The 23,358-nt window shown below is 72.7% G+C and carries 21 protein-coding genes and 1 pseudogene; 6 read left to right on the forward strand and 16 right to left on the reverse strand.

Going from position 1 to position 23,358, the window contains the following annotated elements:
* Positions 1-148: 148 nt before the first annotated feature.
* From ACQKM2_RS15935 to ACQKM2_RS15950, 4 genes are all read left to right on the forward strand, one after another.
* Positions 149-1,309 carry a ParA family protein gene (locus ACQKM2_RS15935; RefSeq protein ID WP_427710115.1) on the forward strand — a complete coding sequence of 387 codons (1,161 nt, stop codon included), beginning with the start codon at positions 149-151 and terminating at the stop codon, positions 1,307-1,309.
* Positions 1,306-2,583: a ParB/RepB/Spo0J family partition protein gene (locus ACQKM2_RS15940; RefSeq protein ID WP_427710117.1), complete on the forward strand. Its 1,278-nt coding sequence runs from the start codon at positions 1,306-1,308 to the stop codon at positions 2,581-2,583. The genes ACQKM2_RS15935 and ACQKM2_RS15940 overlap by 4 nt, the downstream gene beginning before the upstream one ends.
* A 218-nt stretch (positions 2,584-2,801) precedes the next feature.
* Positions 2,802-3,113 (forward strand): hypothetical protein, encoded by a 312-nt coding sequence (locus ACQKM2_RS15945; protein WP_427710119.1) that lies wholly within the window; start codon positions 2,802-2,804, stop codon positions 3,111-3,113.
* Between the two features lie 103 nt (positions 3,114-3,216).
* Entirely contained in the window at positions 3,217-3,792 is a 576-nt protein-coding gene (locus ACQKM2_RS15950; protein WP_427710121.1) for a S1 RNA-binding domain-containing protein, read from the forward strand.
* Between the two features lie 182 nt (positions 3,793-3,974).
* On the opposite strand, the gene ACQKM2_RS15955 is transcribed toward ACQKM2_RS15950, so the two are convergent.
* From ACQKM2_RS15955 to ACQKM2_RS15980, 6 genes are all read right to left on the reverse strand, one after another.
* Positions 3,975-4,733, reverse strand: a complete 759-nt coding sequence (locus ACQKM2_RS15955; protein WP_427710123.1) for a hypothetical protein — start codon at positions 4,731-4,733, stop codon at positions 3,975-3,977.
* Between the two features lie 329 nt (positions 4,734-5,062).
* A complete protein-coding gene (locus ACQKM2_RS15960) occupies positions 5,063-5,461 on the reverse strand; it encodes a hypothetical protein (RefSeq protein ID WP_427710125.1) in 399 nt (132 codons plus the stop codon).
* A gap of 7 nt (positions 5,462-5,468) precedes the next feature.
* Positions 5,469-6,374 carry a zeta toxin family protein gene (locus tag ACQKM2_RS15965; protein ID WP_427710127.1) on the reverse strand — a complete coding sequence of 302 codons (906 nt, stop codon included), beginning with the start codon at positions 6,372-6,374 and terminating at the stop codon, positions 5,469-5,471.
* Positions 6,371-6,688 (reverse strand): hypothetical protein, encoded by a 318-nt coding sequence (locus ACQKM2_RS15970; protein WP_427710129.1) that lies wholly within the window; start codon positions 6,686-6,688, stop codon positions 6,371-6,373. The genes ACQKM2_RS15965 and ACQKM2_RS15970 overlap by 4 nt, the downstream gene beginning before the upstream one ends.
* A gap of 21 nt (positions 6,689-6,709) precedes the next feature.
* A complete protein-coding gene (locus tag ACQKM2_RS15975) occupies positions 6,710-7,345 on the reverse strand; it encodes a DUF6000 family protein (RefSeq protein WP_427710131.1) in 636 nt (211 codons plus the stop codon).
* 120 nt (positions 7,346-7,465) lie between these two features.
* The gene (locus tag ACQKM2_RS15980; protein WP_427710132.1) at positions 7,466-8,191 is read right to left on the reverse strand and encodes an SDR family NAD(P)-dependent oxidoreductase; all 726 of its coding nucleotides are present in this window, start codon (positions 8,189-8,191) and stop codon (positions 7,466-7,468) included.
* 105 nt (positions 8,192-8,296) lie between these two features.
* Between ACQKM2_RS15980 and ACQKM2_RS15985 the strand changes: the two genes are divergently transcribed.
* The gene (locus tag ACQKM2_RS15985) at positions 8,297-9,154 is read left to right on the forward strand and encodes a LysR family transcriptional regulator (RefSeq protein ID WP_427710134.1); all 858 of its coding nucleotides are present in this window, start codon (positions 8,297-8,299) and stop codon (positions 9,152-9,154) included.
* A 9-nt stretch (positions 9,155-9,163) separates the two neighbouring features.
* On the opposite strand, the gene leuE is transcribed toward ACQKM2_RS15985, so the two are convergent.
* The 7 genes and pseudogenes from leuE to ACQKM2_RS16020 all read right to left on the reverse strand — a co-directional run bounded on the left by leuE (position 9,164) and on the right by ACQKM2_RS16020 (position 19,430).
* Positions 9,164-9,841, reverse strand: a complete 678-nt coding sequence (leuE, locus tag ACQKM2_RS15990; RefSeq protein WP_427710136.1) for a leucine efflux protein LeuE — start codon at positions 9,839-9,841, stop codon at positions 9,164-9,166.
* Between the two features lie 20 nt (positions 9,842-9,861).
* Positions 9,862-11,358: a B12-binding domain-containing radical SAM protein gene (locus ACQKM2_RS15995; protein ID WP_427710138.1), complete on the reverse strand. Its 1,497-nt coding sequence runs from the start codon at positions 11,356-11,358 to the stop codon at positions 9,862-9,864.
* Positions 11,359-11,556: 198 nt separating this feature from the next.
* A pseudogene (locus ACQKM2_RS16000) lies at positions 11,557-11,766 on the reverse strand (tetratricopeptide repeat protein); the annotation flags it as partial.
* 65 nt (positions 11,767-11,831) lie between these two features.
* Positions 11,832-12,323 carry a hypothetical protein gene (locus ACQKM2_RS16005; protein ID WP_427710140.1) on the reverse strand — a complete coding sequence of 164 codons (492 nt, stop codon included), beginning with the start codon at positions 12,321-12,323 and terminating at the stop codon, positions 11,832-11,834.
* A 51-nt stretch (positions 12,324-12,374) separates the two neighbouring features.
* Entirely contained in the window at positions 12,375-12,794 is a 420-nt protein-coding gene (locus ACQKM2_RS16010; RefSeq protein ID WP_427710142.1) for an XRE family transcriptional regulator, read from the reverse strand.
* A gap of 745 nt (positions 12,795-13,539) precedes the next feature.
* Entirely contained in the window at positions 13,540-14,235 is a 696-nt protein-coding gene (locus ACQKM2_RS16015; protein WP_427710144.1) for an RES family NAD+ phosphorylase, read from the reverse strand.
* Between the two features lie 317 nt (positions 14,236-14,552).
* Entirely contained in the window at positions 14,553-19,430 is a 4,878-nt protein-coding gene (locus ACQKM2_RS16020) for a hypothetical protein (protein ID WP_427710146.1), read from the reverse strand.
* A gap of 20 nt (positions 19,431-19,450) precedes the next feature.
* Here ACQKM2_RS16020 and ACQKM2_RS16025 point away from each other — a divergent pair, with 20 nt between their 5' ends.
* Entirely contained in the window at positions 19,451-20,941 is a 1,491-nt protein-coding gene (locus tag ACQKM2_RS16025; protein ID WP_427710148.1) for an esterase/lipase family protein, read from the forward strand.
* 12 nt (positions 20,942-20,953) lie between these two features.
* Here the strand turns inward: ACQKM2_RS16025 and ACQKM2_RS16030 are convergent, their stop codons facing one another.
* The 3 genes from ACQKM2_RS16030 to ACQKM2_RS16040 are packed head-to-tail and all read right to left on the reverse strand — an operon-like array spanning position 20,954 to position 23,330.
* Positions 20,954-21,517, reverse strand: coding sequence for a Uma2 family endonuclease (locus ACQKM2_RS16030; RefSeq protein ID WP_427710150.1), 564 nt, complete (start codon positions 21,515-21,517; stop codon positions 20,954-20,956).
* The gene (locus ACQKM2_RS16035) at positions 21,514-22,815 is read right to left on the reverse strand and encodes an MFS transporter (RefSeq protein WP_427710152.1); all 1,302 of its coding nucleotides are present in this window, start codon (positions 22,813-22,815) and stop codon (positions 21,514-21,516) included. The genes ACQKM2_RS16030 and ACQKM2_RS16035 overlap by 4 nt, the downstream gene beginning before the upstream one ends.
* A complete protein-coding gene (locus ACQKM2_RS16040) occupies positions 22,812-23,330 on the reverse strand; it encodes a MarR family winged helix-turn-helix transcriptional regulator (protein ID WP_427710154.1) in 519 nt (172 codons plus the stop codon). Before ACQKM2_RS16040 ends, ACQKM2_RS16035 begins: the two co-directional genes overlap by 4 nt.
* Between the last annotated feature and the right edge of the window lie 28 nt (positions 23,331-23,358).

Consider the following 23,358-nt stretch of genomic DNA (forward strand, 5'->3'; position numbering starts at 1 on the left):
GCATCCCCGCCGCCGCCCGCGCCCCGTCGGCGACGGGCCTCCAGGGCAAGGTAACCGGTGATCTTTAACAGCAATCCGCCCTATACCAGGGCAACATATTTCGGTGTGCCTCTTCGCCTTCCCGTCAGAAGGTTAGTAAGGTACCCGCATGACCGCCCCATACGATCCGGAAGTCAGGGAAAAGGTAGTTGCCAAGCTGCCGGCGTCCCTGAGGCAGGAACTCAAGGTCCGCGCAGCCCAGTTGGGCGTGGACATCCAGGACGCCGTCACCGAGGGCATCCACGCCTGGCGCGCCGACGCAACGGCCGCCACCCCCGTGGACACCTCCGGCTCCTCCTCCTTCTCCACCTACCTCCCCACCGGCCTGTACGGGGAGTTCAAGGACGACTGCCGTACGCGGGAGATCCCGTACAACCAGGGCGTCGCCCAGTCGATCCGCCTCTGGCTCGACACCCACCCCTCCCCCATGGGCCGCCGCCGGCCGGCCAACGAGGGCGCCCGCCGGGTCGTGGTCTGCAACCAGAAGGGCGGCGTCGGCAAGAGCGCCATCAGCAACGGCCTCTCCCAGGCCCTCGCCGAGACGGGCGCGCGGGTCTGCGTCATCGACTTCGACCCCCAGGGCCACCTCACCCGCCACCTCGGTGCCGAGATGCTCGGCATCAAGGAGCCCAGCCTCGCCAAGCACATGCTGGGGGAGATCGAGGGCCGGGTCCGGGACCTCCTCGTACCCATCGAGCACGGCGTCTTCGCCGGCCGCCTCTTCCTCCTGCCGTCCTGCAAGGACGCCTTCCTCCTCGACGCCAGGCTGGCCACCACCCGCCACGTGCGCACCAAGGAGACGGCGCTGGAGAAGGCGCTCGAAGAGCTGGAGAAGGAGTTCGACTACATCGTCGTCGACTGCCCGCCCAGCCTCGGCTACACCATGGACACCGCCCTCTACTACGCCCGCACCCGCGAGGGCGAGGCCCCGAAGACCTCCGGCATCGTCGTCCCCGTCCAGGCCGAGGACACCTCCGCCGACGCGTACGACATGCTCAGCGAGCAGCTCGAAGACCTCATCGACGACCTCGATATCGACATCGCGCAGCTCGGTTTCGTCGTCAACCTCTACGACAGCCGCAAGGGCTACGTCGTCACCTCCTCCCTCAACAGCTGGAAGGAGTTCGGGGACCCGCCCGTCATCACCGTCATCTCCGACCTGAAGGAGCAGCGCGAGGCCGTGCGCGTCAAGCTGCCCCTGCTGCACTACGCGCCGGACTGCGAGCAGTCCGAGGCCATGCGTGAGATCGCCCGGAGGATCGCGGTATGAGCAAGAGCGACCTCCTCGGTACCGGCGCGGCCTTCAGCAACGCCCGCCGCGCCGGCGGCCGCAGCGAGCGCGGGCGGGCCAAGGCCATCGCGCAGGGCGACGTACCGGCGTACGAACTGATCCGCGTCCCCCTCGACCAGGTCTCCCCCACCCCCCTCAACCCGCGCCGCAACTTCGGCACGGACGAGGACAAGGCCCGCTTCGGCGAGGAGCTGCGGCAGGCGCAGCTCTCGGCCTGTGTCGTCGTCGGCCGCGAGGCCTACCTCGGCCTGTGGCCGGACCACGCGTCGCGGATCGGGGCGGCCGCGTACGTCCTCATCAACGGCGAGCGCCGTTTCCGCAGCGCCGTGCACGTGGGGCTGGAGTCGCTGGACTTCGTCGTGCGCGACGACCTGGCGGTGTCCCGCACCGACTTCATCGACCACCTCCTGGCGGAGAACCTCGAACGCGAGGACTTCGACGTCATCGAGCGCGCCCGAGGTGTGCAGCAGCTCGTCGACAGCTGCGCGGAGCAGGGCCGGGAGCACGGGGCGAAGTCGCGGGCGGCGGAACGGCTGGGGAAGTCGCCGTCGTGGATCACCAACCAGCTGGTGCTGCTGGAACTCCCCGAGGAGATCCAGGCCATGCTGAGCTCCGGTGACATGCCGGAGCGGGACGGGCGCCTGCTGGCGCGCGCGGCGAAGGACCGGCCGGGCGCGGACGCGGCTTCCCTGCTGGACCTGCTCCAGGAGAACAAGTCGCAGGAGGCCCGGGCGAAGGCGGCCCAGCGGGAGATCCTGCGCGAGGCCCGTGATTCCGCGCCGGTGCCGGTGCCGGCCCCCGTGCCGGCACCCGTCCCGGCACCCGTCCCGGCGGCGGTGCCCGCCGAGCCCGGCCCCTCGGTCGTCGCCGACCCGGAGCCCCGACTTTTGTCCGCGGACAAAAGTCGGGACCCGGAGCCGAAGCCGGAGACGGCCCCGGAACCGCTGACGGCAGCCGTAGTGGAAGCCCCGGCTCCGTTCGCGGTGAGCCCCACTCCCCCGCCGGAGCCCGTCATCGCCGTAGCCGAGCCGGAGACGGAGCCGGAGACGGAGACGGAGCTGGAGCTGGAGACGGAAGGCGAGCCGGAGATGGCGATCCCGGTCCAGGCGAAGGGCACGGCGGCGGCCCCGGTCGCGTGGGGTGACCCCCAGGCGGTCTTCGAGGCGATCCGCCAGCACATGCCGCCGAGGCAGCGGGCGGAGCTGACCATGCTCCTCATCGACAGCAACGGCAGGACGACCGGCAACCGCTGACCGCCCGCCTGCTCCCCCATGACGACGGCCCGACTTTTGTCCGCGGACAAAAGTCGGGCCGTCGTCATGAGCCGCGATGTCCGTATGCCGGCCGCGCACGGAGCGAGTACCTACCTCCGCGGAGCGCGGACTTTTGTCCGCGGACAAAAGTCGGGGTCGCTCGCCGGCGGCCAGTGGGGGCCTTGTCCCGCCGGTCTGGGGTCGAGGATGCTGGGGCGATGCCAGGACAACGGAAGAGGAAGCGGCAGCGTCAGGACGAGGCGAAGCGGGTGGCCGCGCGCTTCGCACCCGGCGCGGGCCGGTGGGACGTGCTCTTCGAGACCCAGGACGCCTCGGAGTTCCAGGCGCACGTCCGGCAACTCCGGGAATCGGATCCGGAGCTCGACTGGAGCGCCGTGCGCGTGGACACCTTCTGCGGGCGCCTGATCCACCCGACCACGTACCGACTGAGCCTGTTCGTACCCGTACCCGTACCCGAACCCGTACCCGAACCCGAGCCCGCTGGAGGCCGAACCCCGGCCGAGCGCTGACCCCCGACTTTTGTCCGCGGACAAAAGTCGGGGGCGGTAGGCGAGGCCGTTGTGGGTGCCCCGCCCGTCAGGGTCCGTGACACGGGTCATAGGGTGGCGGGCCATGGACATCGCAGAGACACCGGGGCTCTGGGAGTTCCTCAGCTCCCTCGAACTCGGCGAGCGGATCGCGGGCCGCGTCGCCTCCATCGAATCCTTCGGTGTGTTCGTTGCCCTGGACGACGGCCCCGCCCACCCGGTCTACCCGGGCGTCGGGTTCATCTCGTACGCCGAGCTGGCCTGGCAGCGCTTCGACGCGGCCACGGAGATCGTCCGGGTGGGGGAGCGCGTCACGTGTGAGTTCCTCCAGTTCGACACCTGGAACGGAGAGGCCCGGCTGTCCCTGAAGGCCACGCAGCCGGACCCGTTCCAGATCTTCGCCGACGACACCAGCGTCGGGCAGACGCTGCCGGGGCGGGTCACCAAACTGGCTCCCATCGGAGCCTTCGTCGAGGTCGCCAAGGGCATCGAGGGACTGGTTCCCCTGCTGGAGCTCGCCTGGTCACCGGTCGAGACGCCGGAGGAGATCGTCCGGGTCGGGGACGAGTTCCGGGTCGTCGTCACGGAGGTGGACCGGCAGCACCGCAGGCTCGCCCTCTCCCGACGACGGGCGCTGCGGCGCCGGCCGGAGTCGGGCTGACCGGGCACACGCTCCTGCCTGACGCCCGACTTTTGTCCGCGGACAAAAGTCGGGCTTCTTGTCCGGGGCTTGGCTGTCCACGGGTGCGCCGTGGGGGCGGGCCGACTTTTGTCCGCGGACAAAAGTCTGGAGCGGCGTCCCGGGGGAGTGGTGATGACTGGGCACTGGTGGCGGCGGCGTCGTCAGACGGATTCCGCCCGCATGTAGGCGAAGACCCTGCCCAGTGCTTCGTCCTGGTACTGGCTCGGAGCCGCCCCGTCGGAGAACGCCGCCCGGGCGCGGTCGACGTCGTCGGGCCGGACGGGGCTCGGTACGTGGGGGGTCAGCCGGATGACCAGCGGGGCGACCCCGGCTTGCCGGTACGCGGCGAGCTTGTGGTGCCCGTCGAGGAGGTAGCCCACCCAGCTGTCGGCGGTGGGGAACAGCGCGACCAACGCCGGCAGGTCGCCCCCGGCGCGGATCCGGTCGCGGTAGCCGCGCACCGCCCGGTGGTCGCGGGGCGGCCACGTGTCGGTGGTCACCAGCGCCAAGTCCTCGTCGGGGTACCAGTGCTGGACCTTGAGGGCACGCGGGTGGACCACCCGCAGGTGGTGCGGAGCGACTTCGGCCCGCATCACGTAGCGCCCGGGGGCGAGCAGCGTCAGCAGCGGCCGCAGGCACTCCGGATCCGGCGGCTCGACCCGCCCGGTACGAGGATCGGGGACGAGCCCGGGCGCGCTGAGCCACTCGCCGAGGTACTTGACCTCGGCGAGCCCGGGCCCGCCCGCACCCGCCCGGGCCGCCAGCCAACCCACGCTGCCGCAACCGTCGTTGCCCTCCAGGAACACCGGATCACCGACGAGGAGGAGCAGACTGCCACCCGCGTCGCCGGTCACTTCGATGACGCCGTGCCCGTCGGGCACGTCGACACACACGGAGGGGGAGGGCTGCCGTCTGCTCATCCGCCGATCCTACGGGCGGGTGCATGCGGTGCCGGAGGTAGCGCGAGGGGCGGGGGCCCGTCTTGTGCGGTGAGAATGGGGCCTTATGCGACTGACAGCTGACGGAGCCACACCGATCCCGCGGATGGTGCTGGTCGAATGCCTTGAGACCGACGACGGCTATGCGTTCGAGCCGGCCGCCCCGTTCTTCCTGGCCGTCGGCGATCGCATCGCCTTCGAAGGCGGCGGGCTCGTCGTCGTGAGGGTCTCCGGCGAGAGGCGGGTGCCCGCTGGAAGCTGGTCCAGTCGCTGTCGGCTCAGGGCTGAGAGGTCCGACCGTCCGACGGCAGTCAGAGTGCGTACGGCCAGAGACTGACGCGGTCTCGTGGCACCCGGATCTCGACCCACGCCCCACTTGTGACGCTCTCCGGCGGTGGTGGTCCGGCGAGATCGAACAGGATCGGGGTGCCGCCCACGTCCAGGGCGGCCCCTCCGTCTTCGAAGAGGCGCAGCCGTCCCCGAAAGACGATGTGGTCGTCGCCGTCCTCCCGTAGTTCCGCAGAAGTAGCGGCGCTCGGCCAGGCGTTCACCGTCCAGACGAGGTCCTCGTCCACGGTCCACTCCACGTGGTGTTCCCGCCCCACTGCCTCAGGGGCCCCCTGCCAGAGCACCGCAACGCCGCCCAGCGTCGAGTGGACCCGGACGATCTTCGAGGCGGCGGGTGGTACGGCTTCAATCCTGACCAGCATGCCGCCATCATCTCCGACGGGTTGATTGAGCGGAGTGCTTGGACGGGGTCAGCAGCGGTGCGGCCTGCTGTTCGATCCGGGTGAGGCGCTCGGGCCACTCCGGTCCGAGGCCGCCGATGGCCTCGCGGAGTCGCTGTTGCGCGGCGACGAACGCCCCGCTTTCGGCGGGGGTCCACGGACGGGTCCGTTCCGCTTCGATGGCGCGTCGGAGGGACGGCGGGCCGGCCCAGGCGGCTTCGGACCCGGTGTTGCTGTAGCGGGGCCTGCTCTCCCCGTGCCGGTAGACGGTCGCCAGGTCGACCAGCACGCCCGCGTCGATCCGGTCGGCCAGTTCGAGGACGCCACGGTAGGACTCGTCGGCGTTGGCCTGCACGGTGAGGCGGCCCTGTCCGCGGTCGGCCAGCTGCTCCGCGTACCGGGCGGCGATGCCCTGGTTGCTCACGGCCTGCGGGACGCCCATGAACAGCGCCTCCAGGCGTGCCCCGGCCCGCCGGTAGGCCAGCATCTTGCCTTCCACGGCCGAGGCGTCCTGGGAGGTCTCCTGGACGATGGCGTGCAGCCTGTGCGCGCGGACGTACTCCTCGGCCCGCGCCATCCACGCGCGGCCGTCGGCCCGGGTGCAGGCGGCCATGAGGGTGTCGTCCCGGGCCATGAGGGCGGCGTAGGCAGGGTGGTAGGGCTTGTAGAGGTCGCTGTCGACGTCGACGAAGCCGCCGAGCCGGTTGAGGACGTGCGCCACCATTTCGGTGATGCGGCTCTTGCCGGCGCCGGGCTGGCCGACCACGAAGACCACGGTGGGGTGCTGGCGCGGCACGGCACGTTCCAGCAAGTGGGGGACGATGCGCTCGTGGAAGATCCGCCGGTTCTCCCCGGGGGACAGGCGGTGGCGTTCGACCTCGTCGGAGTCGATCACGCCTTGCCGTCCAGGACCTCGCGGGCCAGGCGCGCGTAGTGCCTGCGGGCCGTGCCGATCTGGTGGGAGTCGCCCGGTCGCAGCCCCTCGCGTTCCCGGGCCAGCCGGAACTGGGCGGCGTGCGCGCGGCCGATCACACCCTGGTCGGGCTCGGCCTTGCCCTCCTCGGCGGCGATCAGCGCGCTGTACGCGCCGACGGCGCCGTTCACCGCTTCGACGGCGGCCTCGTAGGCCGCTGTCTCCTCGCCCGACCAGTCGTACGGCTCCAGTTGGTGGGTGACGGAGATGCCCTTCTCGGGGGCGTCGTCGGTCATCGTTCTCCTCGGTGGGGTGCGTTACGGGTGCGTCCAGCCGTTGGCGAAGTCGCACCAGCTGCTGATCCAGCGGCGCATCTCGCCCCGGACGTCGTCGGCTCCGGGGGCGTAGGCCGGGCCGCGGGCCCGGGCCCAGCGGTCCCAGGGGCCGTCGGGGCGCGTGAAGCGCCCGGCGTGGTCGGTGCCGAGGCGGGCGTCGAGGTGGAGGAGGGCGCCGAGGGCGGCACCCTGGTCGTAGTCGAGGCCGGTCTGCGGCAGGTAGCGGTCCAGGTACGCCGTGAGGATCCCGGCGTCCTCCGCGGTGCCGAAGCGCGCCAGGGCGAAGCAGTAGCCACTGCCGGCGTAGCAGACCTCGCTGTCCAGGAGCAGGGTGCCGATGCGCTCGCGGAACGCGGTGCGCAGGCCCACGCCGATCAGCCAGGCGGCGGTGACCCGCGGCCGCCAGCCGCGTTCGAGGAGGGTCTCCAGGTCGGCGTCGGGGATGGAGGCCGCGTCTGCGATCAGGCCGCGGGCGAAGCGTTCCCGGTGGGGCCACTGCGGCCGCAGGACGCGCCAGTTGCCGAGTTCGAGGTAGCGGGGGTGGCCGGAGTCCATCGCCAGCATGTAGCGGTCGATGACGCGCCGGTACTCGGCATCCTGTGGCTGATGGATCGGCATTCCGGACCTCGCCTCCCGTTCCGGGGCGCCTTCCCCACGTGGCGCCGCGGCTTCGATGCTCGCAGGGCGCCGGTCTTCCGGCACCTGGATTGTGAGGGGAGGACGCCCGCGTTCGGCCCGTCACCAGGGCACCGTTCCGCCGTCGTCGAAGAATCCGCCGCTCGGTCCGTCGTCGGGCAGGGTCGCGAGGCGGATCGCTACCGCCGCGCCCTGGTGGGGAGTGCGGGTGCCCTGGAAGCCGTTGAGGTCGGTGGCGGTGAAGCCGGGGCAGCCGGCGTTGATCAGGATGTCGGTGTCGCTCAGTTCCCTGGCGTACTGGACGGTGAGGGCGTTGAGGAAGGTCTTGGACGCCAAGTACGCGGCGGGAACGGGGCCCATGTCGATGCCGGGCGTGGTCTGCAGGGTGAGCGAGCCGACGCTGCTGGACATGTTCACGATCCGCGGTGATGCCGAGCGGCGCAGCATGGGCAGCATCGCGTTGGTGACGCGGACGACCCCGATCACGTTGGTTTCCACGACCGTCCGTACGGTCGCGGGATCGACCGTGGTGGGCGTCTGCGGCATACCGCCGGTGATCGCGGCGTTGTTGACCAGGACGTCGAGTCCTCCGGCGCGGTCGGCGATCAGCTCGGCCGCGGCGGACGCGCTCGCGTCGTCCGCCACGTCGAGCGGAACGCCGAAGGCGTCGGCCCCGGCTGCGCGCAGCTTCTCCACCGCGGTGTCGCGGCGCCGCCGATCCCGCGCGCCCACGCCGATCCGCCAGCCGAGGGAGCCCAGGCCCGCCGCGATCTCGTATCCGATTCCCTTGTTCGCACCGGTCACCAGTGCGATCTTCTGTTCGCTCATGTCGGCAAGCCTGGCGCGGACTCGGGTGGGGCGTCCAAGACCGACTGGGTGGGCGGTGATACCTCACGGATATCGGGCCAGGTGAGCGCCGGATACGATGACGCGGTGGAGACGCGGGAGCTGCGCTATTTCGTCGCCGTCGCGGAGGAGTTGCACTTCGGGCGCGCGGCGCAGCGGCTCGCCATGGCGCAACCACCGCTGTCGCGGGCGATCCAGCAGCTAGAGCGGCGGCTCGGAGTGGTCCTGCTGGACCGCACTGCTCGCGCGGTCGCCCTGACCGGGGCCGGGGCGGTGCTCCTGCGGGAGGCCCGGGCCGCGCTCGACGCGGTCGAAGCCGCCGAGCGCCGCACCCGCCGCGCGGCTGCCGGGACGCCCGGTGTGGTGCTGGCCACGAAGGCCGGAGCGGCCGGCGAACTGCTGTCCGAGCTGCTGGACGCCTACGCCGCCGAGCCCGGCGCGGTCGCCGTCGAGGTGATGCTGTGCGGGCCCGGCGAGCAGGAGAGGCTGCTGCGCGACGGGCGTGCGGACGTCGCTCTGCTCCAGCGGCCCTTCGACACGACGGCCGGACTCGACAGCGAGGACCTGCGCACCGAACAGCAGGTCGTGGTCCTGCCCGCGGGGCACCCCTCGGCCGACCGGCCCCGCATGTCGATGGCCGAGGTCGCCGCCCTGACGGACCTGCCCCTGCCGCGCTGGCCCCGACGGGACGGGGGCTATCCGGACGGACCCGGCCCGCAAGTGCGCGACCACACCCAGCTGTTCCAGCTGATCGCGCTCGGACGGGCCTGCGCGGTGGTGCCCGAGTCCCTCCGGGCCCACCTGCGCGGTGGTCACGCGACGGTGCCGGTGCCGGACGCACCGGCCGTGACGACCGTCATCGCCTGGCCACCGCACAGCAGGTCCCAAGCCGTCGCCGACCTCGTCCGCACCGCGACCCGCCTCTGGCCGACGGCAACGGCGTGAGGCCGGCGCTCAGTTGCCCGTCGTGGCCAGCTTCGCCGCGAAGCCGAGGAACAGCGCTCCGGCCCCGGTCGTGAGGCCCGCCGACAGCTTTCGGCGGCGGCGGAACTGCGAGGCGAGGTACGTACCGCTGAAGATCAGCACGGTGACGTAGGCGATGCTGATGGCCTGGTAGACGACGGCCAGCAGGGCGAAGGACAGCCCCGGGTACGCGTACCCGGGATCGACGAACTGGACGAAGAACGACAGGAAGAACAAGATCGCCTTCGGATTCAGGACGGTGATCACCAGCGAGCGGCGGAAGAGTCTGCTGCCCGCCGCCGCCGCGCCGGCGTCGGCCGTGTCCGCGGCCGTGTCCGGGGCAGTCTCCGCGGTGTTGTCGTCACGGCGTTGCCACATCGCCCGGGCCGCCCGGATCATGCCCACCGCGATCCAGGTCAGATAGCCGGCGCCCGCGTACTTCACCACGCCGAACACCAGCTCGTTGGCCTGGAGCAGCGAAGCCAGCCCGGCGGCCGTCGCCACCATCAGCAGGGTCTCGCCCAGGAACATCCCGGCCGCGGCGCGATATCCGGCCCTGACCCCCAGCCGCGCGGCGACCGAGAGCGTGAACAGGGAACTCGGCCCCGGCAGCAGAATGATCAGCAGCGCCCCCAAGGCATAGGTCAGCAGGTTCTGAACTCCCAGCATTCCGGCACCTTTCCCGGCGGCTAACCGACGTTGTTCCCCGTGCGCACGTTGTGCGCGCTCACCATCTCGTCGACCTCGCTGATCCGCTCCAGCGCGTACTTCTCGCTGATGTGCGTGAAGTTGTCCGCCCAGAACGCACCCAGCTCGTCGATGTCCAGCAAGTCCTGGTCGCCGAACCTGGCGAACATCTCCTCCCGGTCTTCCCGCGTCGCGGTGATGCCCAGGGAGGTCAGGTAGCGGTCGATCTCCTCGCTGTTCCTGAAGAAGTTCGGCCGTTCGTAGTCGACCAGCAGATCCCACGCCGGACTGTTGGGCAACGGAATAAACCGGGAGAACTCCACCGAGGAGAGCTCGACCTCGCCCAGCATCTGCCGGATCCCGGCGATGGTGCGGTCCAGGGTCTCCGGCCGCTCTCCCGGAGCGCCGGCGATGTAGGAGGCGTGGACCGAGATGCCTGCTTTGTTCAGCATGCGGATGGCTTCGAGGTTGGTCTCGCCGGTCGTCTTGTTCTTCCGCTGGGCTTCGAGCATCTCGGGGTCGGCGGCGTCCAGCCCGATGTTGGCGCGGGTGACGCCGAGCCGCCGCAGCTTGTCGACGTTGTTGCGCTTGGTCAGCCCCAGGGCGCGCGCGTAGACCATGATCTGCAGCTCGCCGTCGTCGATGCGGCGCTTCAGGTGCGGCGGGGTCGAGTCGATGAGGGCGTCCACGTAGCGGGGGCTGGCCGTGAAGCTGTCGTAGACCTCGAAGAAGAGGTTGATGCCGTGCTCGCGGTTGTACTGGTCGATCGTCTTCCAGAAGCCGCGGGGATCGCCCGTGTTGACGGTCAGGTCCGCGATCGAGCAGTAGGTGCAGCGCTTGTGGCCGTTCTCGCAGCCGCGCGCGTTGTTCACCGTCACCGGTCGCACCTGATGGCCGTGGAGGTGGCCGAACTGGGCCCGGTAGTTCTCCGCGTAGACGTCGAGCACGTCGTCGATGAAGGTCAGGTCGGGAATCGTGTTGCGCAGGGAGAGCGCGTACTTGGGCGCAGGGTTGACGCGGATCGCGCCGTCGTGCCGGTAGGCGAGTGAGGAGACCTCTGACAGGGGGCGGCCGCCCTCGAGTAACGCGCGGATCAGCTCCACGAAGGGGATTTCGCCGCCGTCGTTGGCTATGACGTAGTCGATCTGCGGCCGGTTGCGGAGGATCATCTCGGGGAAGAAGATCGCGTGGTCGTCGCCGAGGACGACGCGGGCCCCGCACGCCTTGGCCGTGTCGGCGATCCTCAGGGCCTCTGAGTAGGTCGGTGTCAGCGCGCTGATGCCGACGACGTCGGGCGCGAAGTCCCGGACGGCGCGCTGGACGGTCTCGGTGTTGCTGATGCCGCCGTCGACGACCCGGATCTCGACGCGGTCGGCCAGTGCTTCCCGCGTCGCCGTGGCGAGCTGGACGATGCCGATGTGCGGGTAGCAGGCGTAGTTCGAGGCGTTCCGGTTGTCCGTGGGGTTGGGGGCGTTCGCGAGCAGGAGCTTCAACGTCATTCCATCACCTGTGCGGGGGGAGTGAAGCGGAACGGACGGCCGGCGGAGGCTCGTCCGTACGGATCACGAACATTTGCACAGGGGATATGCGTGTACCAGGCATCAACCGGCCACCGGGGTGTGGAAACCGGACATCCTGATTCCGTTCGGGTGCTCGGAAGGCCCTCCGGGTCAGACGGCGAAGGAGACTGTCGACGGCCCGAGTAGCTGCCGCACCGGTTCCGCGTGGGCGACGGCCTGGGCGGGGCGGTGCGCGGCCAGGTGGGCTTCGGCGAGCCGGAAGTGGGTGACGCCCTCCCAGAGGCGCTGCCGGTTGTCGTGGAAGAGGGACAGGGCTTCGCCGAGCTGGTCCAGGGCCTCGTCGAGCCGACCAGCCCGGGTGAGGGCGATGCCGAGGGCGTAAGGGCCTTCACGCGTCGTCAGTGACCCGAGGGCTGCCGCACGCACGTCGTGTGCGGTGGCCCCCGGGGCGGTCAGCGGAGGGTGGCGCGTTCGTCCACACAGTGGGGCGGGGGGCCCAGGAAGAGGTTGGCCGGGGCCGGGCCGTGGGCGATGTTGAGGGTGTCGAGGCGGTAGGTCCATTCACCGTCGCAGGGGTTCGCGAAGCGGTGGTTGATCTGCCACCGGACCCATTCGCCGCGGGCGAGGCGGACTGCCGGCGGGCGTCGCCACCTGCGCGGCATGCCGAAGGGGGTGCCGGTCGGCAGGACCCGGAGCAGGCCGTCGTGTTCCTGGAGCAGTACGTCGGGGGCCGGGCCTTCGAGCGTTTCGGAGCGGGGCCGGAAGCCGTCGGCTTCGTGCATGAGCACGCTGTGGACGAAGGGCGGGGTCCGCGGCGGCAGGGGGAAGGCTGTGGGGGCCCGGTTCCTGAGGGCGGCGGCGGGTCCGCCGCGGGACTGCTTCGTCCATGACGTGCGGACCCACTGCACTACCGTCCCCGTCACTGCCGTCCCCGTCGCTTCCATGCGGAGGATCCTTCCGCACGGGCGGGGGCCGCCGCCACCGCGTTCGCGCGGTCAGCCGCCGTCGACGTACGCGCGGGCCGCCACCATCACGTCGCGCCGCCGGCCGTCGGCGATGCACTGGGCCGGCGCCTCGTCCTCCAGCTGCGGGTTCATGCCGATCATCCAGGCGCGGGCCGTGTGGAGGGTCTCGGCGTCGTGGATGAGCTGGAAGACCTGGAGTGCGGCGCGCAGGCGCTCCTCGGCCTCGGGGCGCGGCTCTGCGGCGCCCGAGGCCCACTTGCCGACCTGCTTGGGGTCGTTGATGTTGGCGATCCGCGCGGTCAGGCGTTGCCCCAGGTTCTCCTGGAGGAAGCGGGCGATCTCGCTGATGCCCATGCGTACGGAGGCCGCGTGGGCGCGCTCGGCGCTGGCGACGCTCTTCGCAACGGGCACGGCGACGGCGACAGGGGACGTGGTGGTGTCAGAAGGCATGATCGGGTCTCCCTCGTTGCCCTGACTGCGCGCCCGTTCGCGGCGGGTCGCGTGCTCAGGCGACGGGTGTAGGTGTGTGCGCCCGCGGGATCCGGCTGTCGCGTGCTGCCGTGAGGGCGGCACGGAGGGGACGCTCGGTCTCGGCGAGCTGCGAACGCTTCTTGCTGTGTTCCCGGCCCGCCGGGAAGCGTCTACCAGGGCGGGCGGAGTGGGCCGACCGGCTGGCGGTCGGCGTTCACCATCGATGTATTCCGGTCCACGGGGATCCGGCACATGGGTGACTGGGGCTGAGGCATGGGCTGCTGGGCAGGTCCGGGGGCGTGACGCTCGTGTCGGGCGGTGGTGCCGTGGACGGCGACGCGAGCCCGATGCGTAAGGGCGCCTTGACGGCGCAACCGGTGTCACTCATGCGATCCCCCACATGCTCCAAGTTGGTCGGTGTACTGGCTACGTTACCCATTATCACCTGCCAACTCCACCTCTTTGGCAGAATCCGCCGTGTTGTCGACAGACCGTCAACTTAGGGGTTTCGACGCCGACTTAGTCCATGACCTGTGGTGATGTCCACCGGCCCGGGGAGGGCCGGTGGACCGGGGGAGGAGGAAAGCCGGGTTGATTTCGTCCTTTCGGACGATGCGGATGTGGTTGTTCTCAGGTTGGTTTCACGGTTGGTTTGGCGGTGGGGTTCCCGGGGGCGGGGTTCCCGGGGTGGGGTTCCCGAGGGTGGGATTCCCGAGGGTGGGGGCTACAGCATCGTCAGGCCGTACTCCTCGGCCACCCGCAGCAGGGCGTCCGACTGGGGGAAGATGAAGGTGGACTCCTCCTGCGTCAGCTCCACGTCGTTGAACACGGCCCAGCACTGGCGCATGCCGAAGCGCGAGCGGTAGGCGATGCCGTGGATGAGGCGCTCCTGCCCGCCGGGCCCGGTGCGCTGGGTGATGGCCCATGCCGAGATCTGGCGGGTGATCCGGCGGTTGAAGCCCTGGATGTGCTCCGTGGTGAGCCGCTCCACGCCCTGCTCCGCCAGCTTGTCCTTGAGCTCGCGCGAGAGCGTCGCGAGCGTCCGCTCGTCGTCCACGTCGAGGAAGCGGGCGTCCCGGGGCGGCCGCAGGCGGACCAGGATGTGGCTGGTGGTCCAGTCGCGGGGCATCTTCCCGGGGGTCATGAAGGCCGGCTCCGGCCAGTCGTCCGCGATGACCTCCCGCATGGCGGGGTGCACGCGGAAGGGGGCTAAGGCCTCGGCGAAGCAGCCGTCGTGCTCGGAGGCGCAGTAGAGGGTGCCGTAACTGACCAGGCTCCAGCGGTTCCCGCCCGTACGCGCGTGGTCCTCCTGGCTGATCGTTTCGTACTTGACCGGCTCCTTGTGCTTTCCCAGGCGCCAGATGCCGTGTTCCGGCGCCGGGACGAGGGCGACGTCCAGCTGTGCGGTGTCCTGGCTCATACGGCCGCTCTCCTTGCTCCGGCCGCCCTCCATGGGTCGCGGCCGGTGATGCTCATGGTTCTCCGGCGGCCGGGCCCGCGGGACGCGGGCGGTCCGGCCGCCGGGAGAGCCGGTCTTCTGATGGTGTGGTGCACATGAGGGGTGTTGATGTGTTCATGTGAGGGGCAGTTCATGTTCGGATCGCGGCCGCCGGGCGGCGCACTGGTCCGTGACACGTGCCGAACGATCATTTTGGTGCTCGGGTACGACCGAAGCGACCGGGTTGCGGTGGCCGACGGGGGCGCACGAAGGAACACGGGGGGCGCATGCCGGGATGATCAGGCCCCACCCGCCCCTCGCCAGCGGGCCGGATCGACCTCCACCACGACGGCCCCGGCGTCCCCCGTCAGGGAGAGCACCACGCGCCCGCCGTCCGCCGCCGGATGCGCGGAGATGCCGCGTACGGGGCTGCCCGCGGCCAGCAGCAGCCGGCACCGGCCCGTGGCGGCGTCCCAGACGCGGACGGTCCCGTCGGCCGAGCCCGAGGCGACGAAGCTGCCGGCGCCGTCCCTCGCGTTCCACACGGCCAGGGCGAGGACGGCAGCGTTGTGCCCGGTCAGCGGCCCGCCCAGCGGGCGGCGCTCGCACAGGTCCCACAGCCGGACCGTGCCCGTGTCGCCGCCGCTGGCCAGCAGCGGCGGGAGCCCGCCGCCGGGGGAGGGGTTGACGGCGACGGCGTGCAGCAGGCCCTGGTCGCAGCGCAGCGGCGCGCCCAGCGGTCCCTGCTCCGCGTCCCACAGCCGTACGGTGCCGTCGGAGCCGGCCGACGCGAACCAGTCCCGGCCCTCTCCACCCGCTCCATCCGCGCCACCCTCTGCACCCTCTCCACGCTCTGCGCCGTTCCCGCCCGAAGCGGCCGCCACGGCCCGGACCCGCAGGCCGTGCCCGGTCCAAGCGCCGAGCGGGCCCGGGGCGTCCAGGTCCCACAGCCGCACCGTCTCGTCGTCCCCGCCGCTCAGCAGCAGGTGCCGGCCGCCCGTGGTGGTGCAGGCGGCGAGGGCGCGGACGGGGAGGAAGTGCCCTTCGAGGACGTACGGGAGGACCTGCCGGGTCTCCGCGTCCCAGAGCCGGAGGCCGTGGTCGCCGTCCCCGGCCGACACCAGGAGGCGCCCCTCCCGCCGCCGGGCCCAGGCCAGCGCGGACGGCGGCCGGCCGGTGTCGATCCGCGCGACCGCGTCCCCGGTGCCGATGTCCCGGACGTCGATGTGCGGGTGGCCGCCGCTGAGCGCGAACCACGCCGGGCCGGCCGGTTCCCCCGGCCGCTCCGGCAGGAGCAGCGCCCCGCCCGTGGGGGCCGGCCCGGCCGGCGTCCGGGCGGTGTCGAGCGCGCGCTCCAGCACCTCCCGGGTCCACAGGCGCAGCGTGCCGTCGGCGGAGGCGGAGGCGAGCAGCTCCGCGTCCGACTCGGCGTCCGACTCGGCGTCCCCGTCCCCGTCCGCGTTCGGAACCTCGTCCGGGACCGTGACCGGGGCGAGGGCCGTCACGGCGGCGGTGTGCCCGCTCAGCAGCCCCGGCGGTTCCTTCGCGGCGGTGTCCCACCGGGATATGTCCCAGACGGCGATCTGGCTGCCCGCCCCGGCGGCGAGGACGTGCCGTTCCCCCCGGCCCCCGAGGTCCCCCCGGCCCCGAAGGGCGAGCGCGGCCAGGCCGGTCACCGGCCCGCCGGCGCCGGTGAGGGTGGCGAGCGGCCCGCCGGTGCCCCAGACGGTGACGCTCCCGTCCGCGTGGCCGGCCGCGACCGTCCCGGGCCGCGTGGTCGGCGCGAGCACCCGTACGTCGGCCGGGAACTCGAACCGGGCCACCTCCGTCCCGGCTTCCGGATCCCGGAACACCAGGTGCGCGTCGTCGGCGACCGCCAGCAGCGGCCGTCCGGGCGGGTCCTCCACCGCCGCCAGCGCGGTGGTCGTCGTACGCGGCGTGTCCCCGGGCAGGGTGAACAGGTCCAGCGCGCCCATCCGCTCGTTCCACCAGACCACCGCCCCGTTCCCGTCGAGGCAGACCACCGCGAGTTCGTGTCCGCCGTCGCGGTACGCGCAGACGTCGGCGATCCAGATCCCGCCGGACCCGTGGACCTGGTCGAGGCGGCGGCCCGTCGCCGGGTCCCACAGCCGCAGCGTGCCGTCCGTGCTGCCGGACACCAGCAGGGGCGACTGCGCCGGGCGCGGTGCGAGCAGCAGGTGGCGTACGGAGCCGTCGTGCGCGCCGATCGGCTCGCGGACCGCCGTGCCCTCGACCGCGTCGATCAGTTCGATGCGGCCCTCGTCGTCACCGGCGGCGAGCGCGGGGCGCCCGTCGGGTGCCGGCACCGCCGCCAGGGAGCGCACGGTGGTGCGGAGGGCGGCCAGCACGTTCACCGGCGGCGCCCACCGGGACCACAGCACCGCCAGCGGTGCCGCGTCCCCCGGCGTACGCGGGCGCGGGAGCCCGGGGTGGCGCAGCGCCGTGTGCGCCAGGTGCAGGCTGGCCAGCCGCGAGGGGCGGTCGGCCCGGTGCAGGTACGGCTCCACCGCCGCCCACGCCTCCAGCCACAGTCGGTCCTCCAGGCCCCGGCCCGGTCCCAGCAGCCCGCGGACCGGGCTGCCGGTCAGCCACGGCAGCACCTCGGCCGGCACGTGCGCGTCGTCCAGGACGCCGCCGAGGCGGGCGTGGCGCGCGAGGTGGCGCCGTACGTACGGGTGCGGAGCGGTGGCGGCGCCGGCGGCGCCGGTGGTGTGCGGCGCGGCCAGATCGGCGAGCGCCTCCGCGATGCGGGCGTGCACGGCGGCATCGGCGGTATCGGTGGCATCCGCCGCATCCGCCGCATCCGCCGCATCCGCCGCATCCGCCGCATCCGCCGCATCCGCGGTCCGGCCGGCGGTCCGGCCGGCCGTCGTGTCGGCAGTGTTCGTGTCGGCAGTGTTATCGGCAGGGTCGTCCTGAGCGTCCGTCATCCCCATCCCCCCAACAGGCGTCCGGCCCCCCACGGGCCAGGCGCGCAGGACCGCGGCCAGCCGGTCGTGCGCCGGCCGGTACACCCGCTGGTCCTCTTCGACGTCACGGGTGAGATACCCAGCCAGACGCCCTTCCAGCAGCACCCGGATCTTGGCGTCGGCGTCCTCCACGGCACGGCCCGCGACGGCGGACGCCACGGCCGGCCACACCTCGCCCCAGGCGAGGCCCCGCCCCTGGGCGAAGGCCGTCGCGCGCAGCAGTGCCAGCGCATCGTCCGCTTCCAGGCCGTCCTCAGCCGCCCGCACCAGGTCGTCCTCCAACAGCCCGGCCGTGCCCTCGCCCAGCCGCTCCAGCCAGTCGGCGTCCGCCAGCAGCCGCGGCCCCTCGGCGCGCAGCTGGTGCGCCGCCACGCGCGCGTCCAGGAAGGACCGCCCGGCCGCCCCGGCCACCGTGCGCGACACCTCGGCCAGGTCCTGCCCCGCCCAGCCGCCCTCCCCGTCCAGGAGGGCCCGTACGTATCCCGCGACGTCCGCGCTCATGCCCTCGCCGTCGGTCCGCAGCACGGCCGCCCCGGGGAACGCCTCCCGCAGCCGCCCCAGCAGCTCCACGTCCTCGTTCTCGTCCTCGTCCTTGCCCGCGTCAGCGCCCGCACCGTCACCGTCACCCTCAGCGCTGCCGCCGCCGTCGCTGCTGCGTACGGCGACGACCAGCCGCACCCCGCGCCGCACGGGCAGTGCCGGTCCGGCGGGTGCCGGGTGCGAGAGGTGCCCGGCCAGCGGCACCAGCACCTGGTGCACGAGCGCGGCCGGGTCGGTCGCCTCGTCGAGGGCGTCGACGACGACCGTCACCATCGGGCCGGGCGAGTCGAGGAACCCCCGCAGCCCCTGCTGCCAGCGGCTCAGGTGGTCCCTGCCCAAGGGGTCCGGGGCGGCGCCCAGCCGTTGCGCGATGACCTTCAACAGCCCCAGCGGCTCCCGGTTGTGCGCGGTGACCGCGATGGTCACCGCGCCCTCCTCCGGGACGGTGTACGGCGGGCAGTGGCCGACGGCCGCCGCGTACAGGGCCGAGGCCCGGAACCGCGCGTCGCTCAAGGTCACCGCCCGGCCGAGGATGGCGGACTTCCCGCTCGCGGTGATGCCGGTGACGACCAGGACGCCGGCCGCGCCCGTCAGGAAGGAGGCCACCGCGGTGTTCAGCTCCCTGCGGCCGGAGAAGTACCAGCCGGGGTCGTCGGCGCCGGTGCGGCCGCTGGCCTTCTCTAGCCAGTAGCCCAGGTCCTCCAGGCTCGCCGCGACCTCCTGCCTGCTCTCCTCCACCGCTGCCTCCTCCGGCCGGTGGCCCGGGTTCGGCAGGGCCGCCGTGGGGACGTGCTGCCTGCCGACCGTGAGCGCGCGGCAGTCCACGGACGGCTTGCGGCCCTGTTCCCTGCCGATCGCCTGCGCCGCCTGGTACAGGGCGCGGCTGAACTCCTCCATCGTCAGGTGGGCGCGGGTGATCCCGCCGGCCGTGCGCAGCCACTCGTGGGCCCGTCGCAGGACGAGCGCGAACTCGGCGCCCATCACCCGCGACTTGGGGGCGGCGGTGGTCAGGACGTTCAGCGTGGCGTGCTCGGTGCGTGCGGTGTCCAGGCTCTCCGCGAGCTCCAGCACCTCCGGGCGGACGGCGGCGGACTCGCACATGTTCACGATGACCAGGACGTCCCGGGCGTGCGAGTCGAGTGCGGCGATCACGATCTCGGTCGTACGCAGCCCCGTGCCCAGGAGCCGGCCGGGATCGGTGCCGCTCAGCACCGCGAAGTGCCGGCCCGCGCCTCCGGTCAGGCCGTGGCCCGTCACGTACAGCACCACCGGGACGTCCGGCTCCGCCTCCCGGACGCCGGCCGTCTCCAGGAAGCGCTCCACGTCGTGACGGCTCGTCACCGGCCCGCCGGGCGCCACCCGCACGAAGCCGGGCCCCTCCGGAGGCCGCCGTTCCCACCACAGGGACACCGCCTCCAGCTGCGCGCCGACGGCCTGCCGCAGCGCCTCGGTCCCGTCCTCCATGGGCAGCACGTACACGGTCCCGGGGGACGACCCAGCCGCCTCCGCCGCCGCCTTTGCCGCCTCAGGCCGGCCGGCCGCGACGACCGCCTCGTCCACGGCACCGGCATCGGCCTCGTCCACGGCATCGGCATCGGCATCGGCATCGGCATCGGCTAAGCCGATCTCGCCACGCTCCCCGTCCACGGTCCCTATTCTTCACTCCCATGGACATGCGGCAGCACCGGCACCAGCACCAACCCGGCGGCCCGGACGGCGGTTTACCCGACCACGTCACGCAGGACGCGGTGGTCGTCGTACCCGGGATCATGGGCAGCACCCTGCACGACACGACGACGGGCAAGGACGTCTGGGGCATCGGCGGGATCTCCTGGCTGCTGAAGGCCTGGACCACGCCCTCGGGCCTGAAGTCCCTGACCATGACCGAGGACGAGCTGGCGGGCAAGACCGGCCGCATCAAGGCGACCGGCCTCCTCAGGCACTCCGCCTGGACCCCGTACCTGGCCGGCAGCGAGCCGTACACCGACCTGGTCGACACGATCCGCACCAGCGTCGCCGACGACGCCGCGATCCTGGAGTTCGCGTACGACTGGCGGCTGCCGGTCGCCGTCAACGGCCGTCTGCTGGCCGATGCGGCGCGCCGCCACCTGACCGGGTGGCGCCGCCACCCCGCGCATGCCGAGGCGCGCCTGCACCGGGTCGACCAGCGGGAGGGGCGGCTGGTGTTCGTCGCCCACTCCATGGGCGGGCTCGTCACCCGCGCGGCCCTCGACCCCGGCTACGACGGCGACCTCCAGGGCGACACCCGGGGCGTGATCACGCTCGGCACCCCCTTCCATGGCTCGGTGAAGGCCGCCGTCATCCTCGCCACCGGCCGCGGCACCCCCGTACGCCTCCCGCACCGCAAGCTGCGGGCCATGTGCGCGACGATGCCCGGACTGCACGACCTGCTGCCGCAGTACCGGGCCGTGCGCGCGGGGGACGACGTACGCCACCTCACGCCGAGCGACGTCGCCGGGATCGGCGGCAGCGCGGAACTGGCCCGCGAAGCGGCCCGTTTCCACCACCGGCAGAAGGCCGTCGCCCTGCCCGGGCACCGTTCGGTCGTCGGCGTCAACCAGCCCACCTGGCAGAACCTGACGATCAGCGCGGGCTCGGTCGAGCCGCACCTCGACGGCGCCCGCCATAACTCCGACGGCACCTTCGTCCGGGACCGGCAGGACCGGGTCCGCTATTTCCAGGTCCACGGGGACGGCACGGTCTACAAGGAGTCGGCGGTCCTCACCGACATCGTCACCCACCTGCCCCTGCAACACGGGGACGTGGCCAGGGCGAGGACCGCCCTGGAGGCCGTCACCGAGATCGTCCGGGACGACGTCAACCCCGGCCCGCCGCTGGGCGAAGCGGGCTGCGGCCTGACCGCCCCGGACCTGGTGGAGGCGGGCCGCCCCTGGAAGCTCCGCCTCACGGACGTGGCCACCCTCGCGGGCCTGCGCTGCCGCCTCACGGCCCTCGACCCCCCGTCCCGCCCGGTCCCCCTCACCCCGGCCTGGGAGGACGGCACCGCCACGGCCACGGCGACCGCCCCGGCCCCGGGCCTGTACCGCATCGACGTCCGCACTCCGGACGGCTTCACCATCACCCAGCTGGTCATGGCGGCGGACCCGTCCGACCCGCCGGCGGAGGCGGAGGACTGACACCCGCCCCGTCTAGAAGCCGCTGGTGTCGAGCGCCAGGTCGAAGGGCTCCGGGAGCGCGACGGGAGTACCGAAGGGGTACGGTCCCGCGACCCGGGTGTAGCCGAGGCGGCCCGGCTCCGAGAAGAGGGTGCAGGTGCCTTCCTGCCGGTCCACGAGGAGGTAGAGCGGCGCGCCGTACTCGGCGTAGCGCTTGCGCTTGGTGACGCGGTCGGTCTCCCCGTTGGAGGGGGACGTGATCTCGACGACCAGGAGCGTCTGGTCGGGGAGGACCGCCCTGGCGTCCCGCTCGAAGAACTCGGCTGGGACGACCGCGAGGTCCGGTACGTACCAGTTCGGACTGCCTGGGAGGTCCACGTTGCCCGAGCCCGTCCGGCAGCCGAGCGCCCGCACCCGGGCACCGATCTGTTCGCGGATGTCCTCGGCGGCCCCTTCGTGGCCCCAGCTCGGCGACGTCTGGGTGATGACCCCCTCGATGACCTCGGCCCGGTCCCCTCCCGCCATGTGCTGGACGGCGTACTTCAGGGCGTGCTCGGGGTCGACGTCGTGGTACGGCTCGGCCGGCTGTGTCCTCATGTGCGTGGCTCCTTCCCTGCCGGTGAGGTCAACGGTCGGCACCCCGCGGGGGTGGTGGACGGCTCCGGTGTGCGGTAGGTGCGGAGCGGGGCGTTGGCGGCGGAGACGGCGGCGACCGCCAGGGCGGCGGTCAGGCCGCCGAGGACCAGGGCGAAGGGTGCCGAGGTGGCCGACGCCAGCAGGCCGCCGCGGAAGTTGCCGAGTTCGGGGCCCGCGACGCCTATGACGTGCTCCACGGAGGACACCCGGCCCCGGTACGGGTCCGGGGTCTCCAGCTGGACCAGGGCGCTCCGGGTGATGACGGACACGGTGTCGGCGGCGCCCGCCACGGCCAGGCAGCCGAGGGCGGGCCACAGCGACCCCGCCAGGCCGAAGCCGGTCAGCGCCAGGCCCCAGACGGCGGCCGCGGACAGCTGCACCAGGCCGCTGCGGGGTCGGCGCGTGACTGTGCCGGAGAGCAGGCCGGCGGCGATCCCGCCGACCGCGACGGCCGAGAGGAACAGCCCGAGGGTCTGCGGATTCCCGCCGAAGCGGACCTCGTTGACCAGGGGGAACAGCGCGATGGGCATGGCCAGCAGCGTCGCGGACAGGTCGGTGGCCATCGAGCCCCACAGCGTCGGGCGGCGCAGGACGAACCGCCAGCCGCCGCGCCGCGGCCGGTGACCGCCGCCGGGCGCGGCCGTGCCCCCGGGCGGCATGGCGGGCAGGCGCAGCACCATGAGGACCGAGACGGCGGTGGCGGCGGCCTGAGCGGCGTACGCGGCGGGGAAGCCCCAGCGGGCGATGACCAGCCCGGCCAGCGCCGGCCCGGCCAGCATCGCCGCCTGGAAGGAGACGTTGGCCAGCGCGAGACCGGCCGCGACCTGGTCGCCGGGCAGCAGCCGGACCGGGAGGGTGCGCCGGGCGGGCGCGCCGAGGGCGCCGCAGCCCGTCGCGACGGCCACGAGGGCGAGCAGGGCCGGCACGCTGCGGTTGTCGGCCAGCGCCTGGGCGCACAGCCCTGCCGAGGCCAGCAGTTGGCCCGTGGTGGTGGCCCGCACCACCGTACGGCGGTCGACGGCGTCGGCCAGCGTGCCGCCGAGCAGCCCGAAGAACAGCATCGGCAGGGCGGTCGCGAGCCCGATGGCGCCGGTGCCGAGCGGGCTGCCGGTGAGGTCCCAGACCTGGGCGAGGACCGCCACGTTGGCCATGTGCCCGCCGAGTTGGGACACGGAGGTGCCGATCCACAGTTCGCGGAACGCCCTGCTGCCGCGCAGCGGCCGGGTGTCCAGGAACCGGCCGCTGCCACGCCCCCTCATCGCGGTGGCTCGACCAGGTGTCCGAGGACCCGCTGCCGCATCGACCGGCGTTCCAGCGCCCGCCGCACCTCCTCGACGACGGCGGTCATCGCGTACGGGACCTCGCCGTCCAGCTCGGCGACGCTCGCGTGGGTGGCACGCCACTCGGCCTCCAGGAACGGCACCAGCGCCCGGCCGCGCTCGGTCAGGTCGATCCGCCGGGTCCGGGCGTCGGGGCCGGGCTCGGAGCTGACCAGGTCCTCCTTGCGCATGGCGGCGACGGTCTGGCTGATCGCGGAGTGCGAGCGGTTCAGCGACTCGGCGAGCTCGCGGATGGTCAGCGGGCCGGTGTGGGCGAGCCGGATCAGCGGATAGGCGAACCGCGGCCGCACCCCCTCGATGCCGCGCTCGACGTAGACCTGCTCGATCTCGGCGTCCATGGCTGCCAGCAGCTCGTGCAGGGCGTGCCAGGGATCGGGCAGCGCGGTGGGGTCCTCGGGGTCCATGGGGTCCATGGGGTTCGGGGAAGATGTCACAGCGCTAATATAACAGCGCTGTGATAAA

Source organism: Streptomyces sp. NPDC004126, assembly GCF_050275515.1.
GTDB lineage: Bacteria > Actinomycetota > Actinomycetes > Streptomycetales > Streptomycetaceae > Streptomyces.

What these genes read in the sequence shown, in the direction of transcription:
- ACQKM2_RS15935 (WP_427710115.1), top strand. Translation starts at nt 149, where the DNA reads ATGACCGCCCCATACGATCCGGAAGTCAGGGAAAAGGTAGTTGCCAAG.
- ACQKM2_RS15940 (WP_427710117.1), top strand. Translation starts at nt 1,306, where the DNA reads ATGAGCAAGAGCGACCTCCTCGGTACCGGCGCGGCCTTCAGCAACGCC.
- ACQKM2_RS15945 (WP_427710119.1), top strand. Translation starts at nt 2,802, where the DNA reads ATGCCAGGACAACGGAAGAGGAAGCGGCAGCGTCAGGACGAGGCGAAG.
- ACQKM2_RS15950 (WP_427710121.1), top strand. Translation starts at nt 3,217, where the DNA reads ATGGACATCGCAGAGACACCGGGGCTCTGGGAGTTCCTCAGCTCCCTC.
- ACQKM2_RS15955 (WP_427710123.1), bottom strand. Translation starts at nt 4,733, where the DNA reads ATGAGCAGACGGCAGCCCTCCCCCTCCGTGTGTGTCGACGTGCCCGAC.
- ACQKM2_RS15960 (WP_427710125.1), bottom strand. Translation starts at nt 5,461, where the DNA reads ATGCTGGTCAGGATTGAAGCCGTACCACCCGCCGCCTCGAAGATCGTC.
- ACQKM2_RS15970 (WP_427710129.1), bottom strand. Translation starts at nt 6,688, where the DNA reads ATGACCGACGACGCCCCCGAGAAGGGCATCTCCGTCACCCACCAACTG.
- ACQKM2_RS15975 (WP_427710131.1), bottom strand. Translation starts at nt 7,345, where the DNA reads ATGCCGATCCATCAGCCACAGGATGCCGAGTACCGGCGCGTCATCGAC.
- ACQKM2_RS15980 (WP_427710132.1), bottom strand. Translation starts at nt 8,191, where the DNA reads ATGAGCGAACAGAAGATCGCACTGGTGACCGGTGCGAACAAGGGAATC.
- leuE (WP_427710136.1), bottom strand. Translation starts at nt 9,841, where the DNA reads ATGCTGGGAGTTCAGAACCTGCTGACCTATGCCTTGGGGGCGCTGCTG.
- ACQKM2_RS15995 (WP_427710138.1), bottom strand. Translation starts at nt 11,358, where the DNA reads ATGACGTTGAAGCTCCTGCTCGCGAACGCCCCCAACCCCACGGACAAC.
- ACQKM2_RS16005 (WP_427710140.1), bottom strand. Translation starts at nt 12,323, where the DNA reads ATGGAAGCGACGGGGACGGCAGTGACGGGGACGGTAGTGCAGTGGGTC.
- ACQKM2_RS16010 (WP_427710142.1), bottom strand. Translation starts at nt 12,794, where the DNA reads ATGCCTTCTGACACCACCACGTCCCCTGTCGCCGTCGCCGTGCCCGTT.
- ACQKM2_RS16015 (WP_427710144.1), bottom strand. Translation starts at nt 14,235, where the DNA reads ATGAGCCAGGACACCGCACAGCTGGACGTCGCCCTCGTCCCGGCGCCG.
- ACQKM2_RS16025 (WP_427710148.1), top strand. Translation starts at nt 19,451, where the DNA reads ATGGACATGCGGCAGCACCGGCACCAGCACCAACCCGGCGGCCCGGAC.
- ACQKM2_RS16030 (WP_427710150.1), bottom strand. Translation starts at nt 21,517, where the DNA reads ATGAGGACACAGCCGGCCGAGCCGTACCACGACGTCGACCCCGAGCAC.
- ACQKM2_RS16035 (WP_427710152.1), bottom strand. Translation starts at nt 22,815, where the DNA reads ATGAGGGGGCGTGGCAGCGGCCGGTTCCTGGACACCCGGCCGCTGCGC.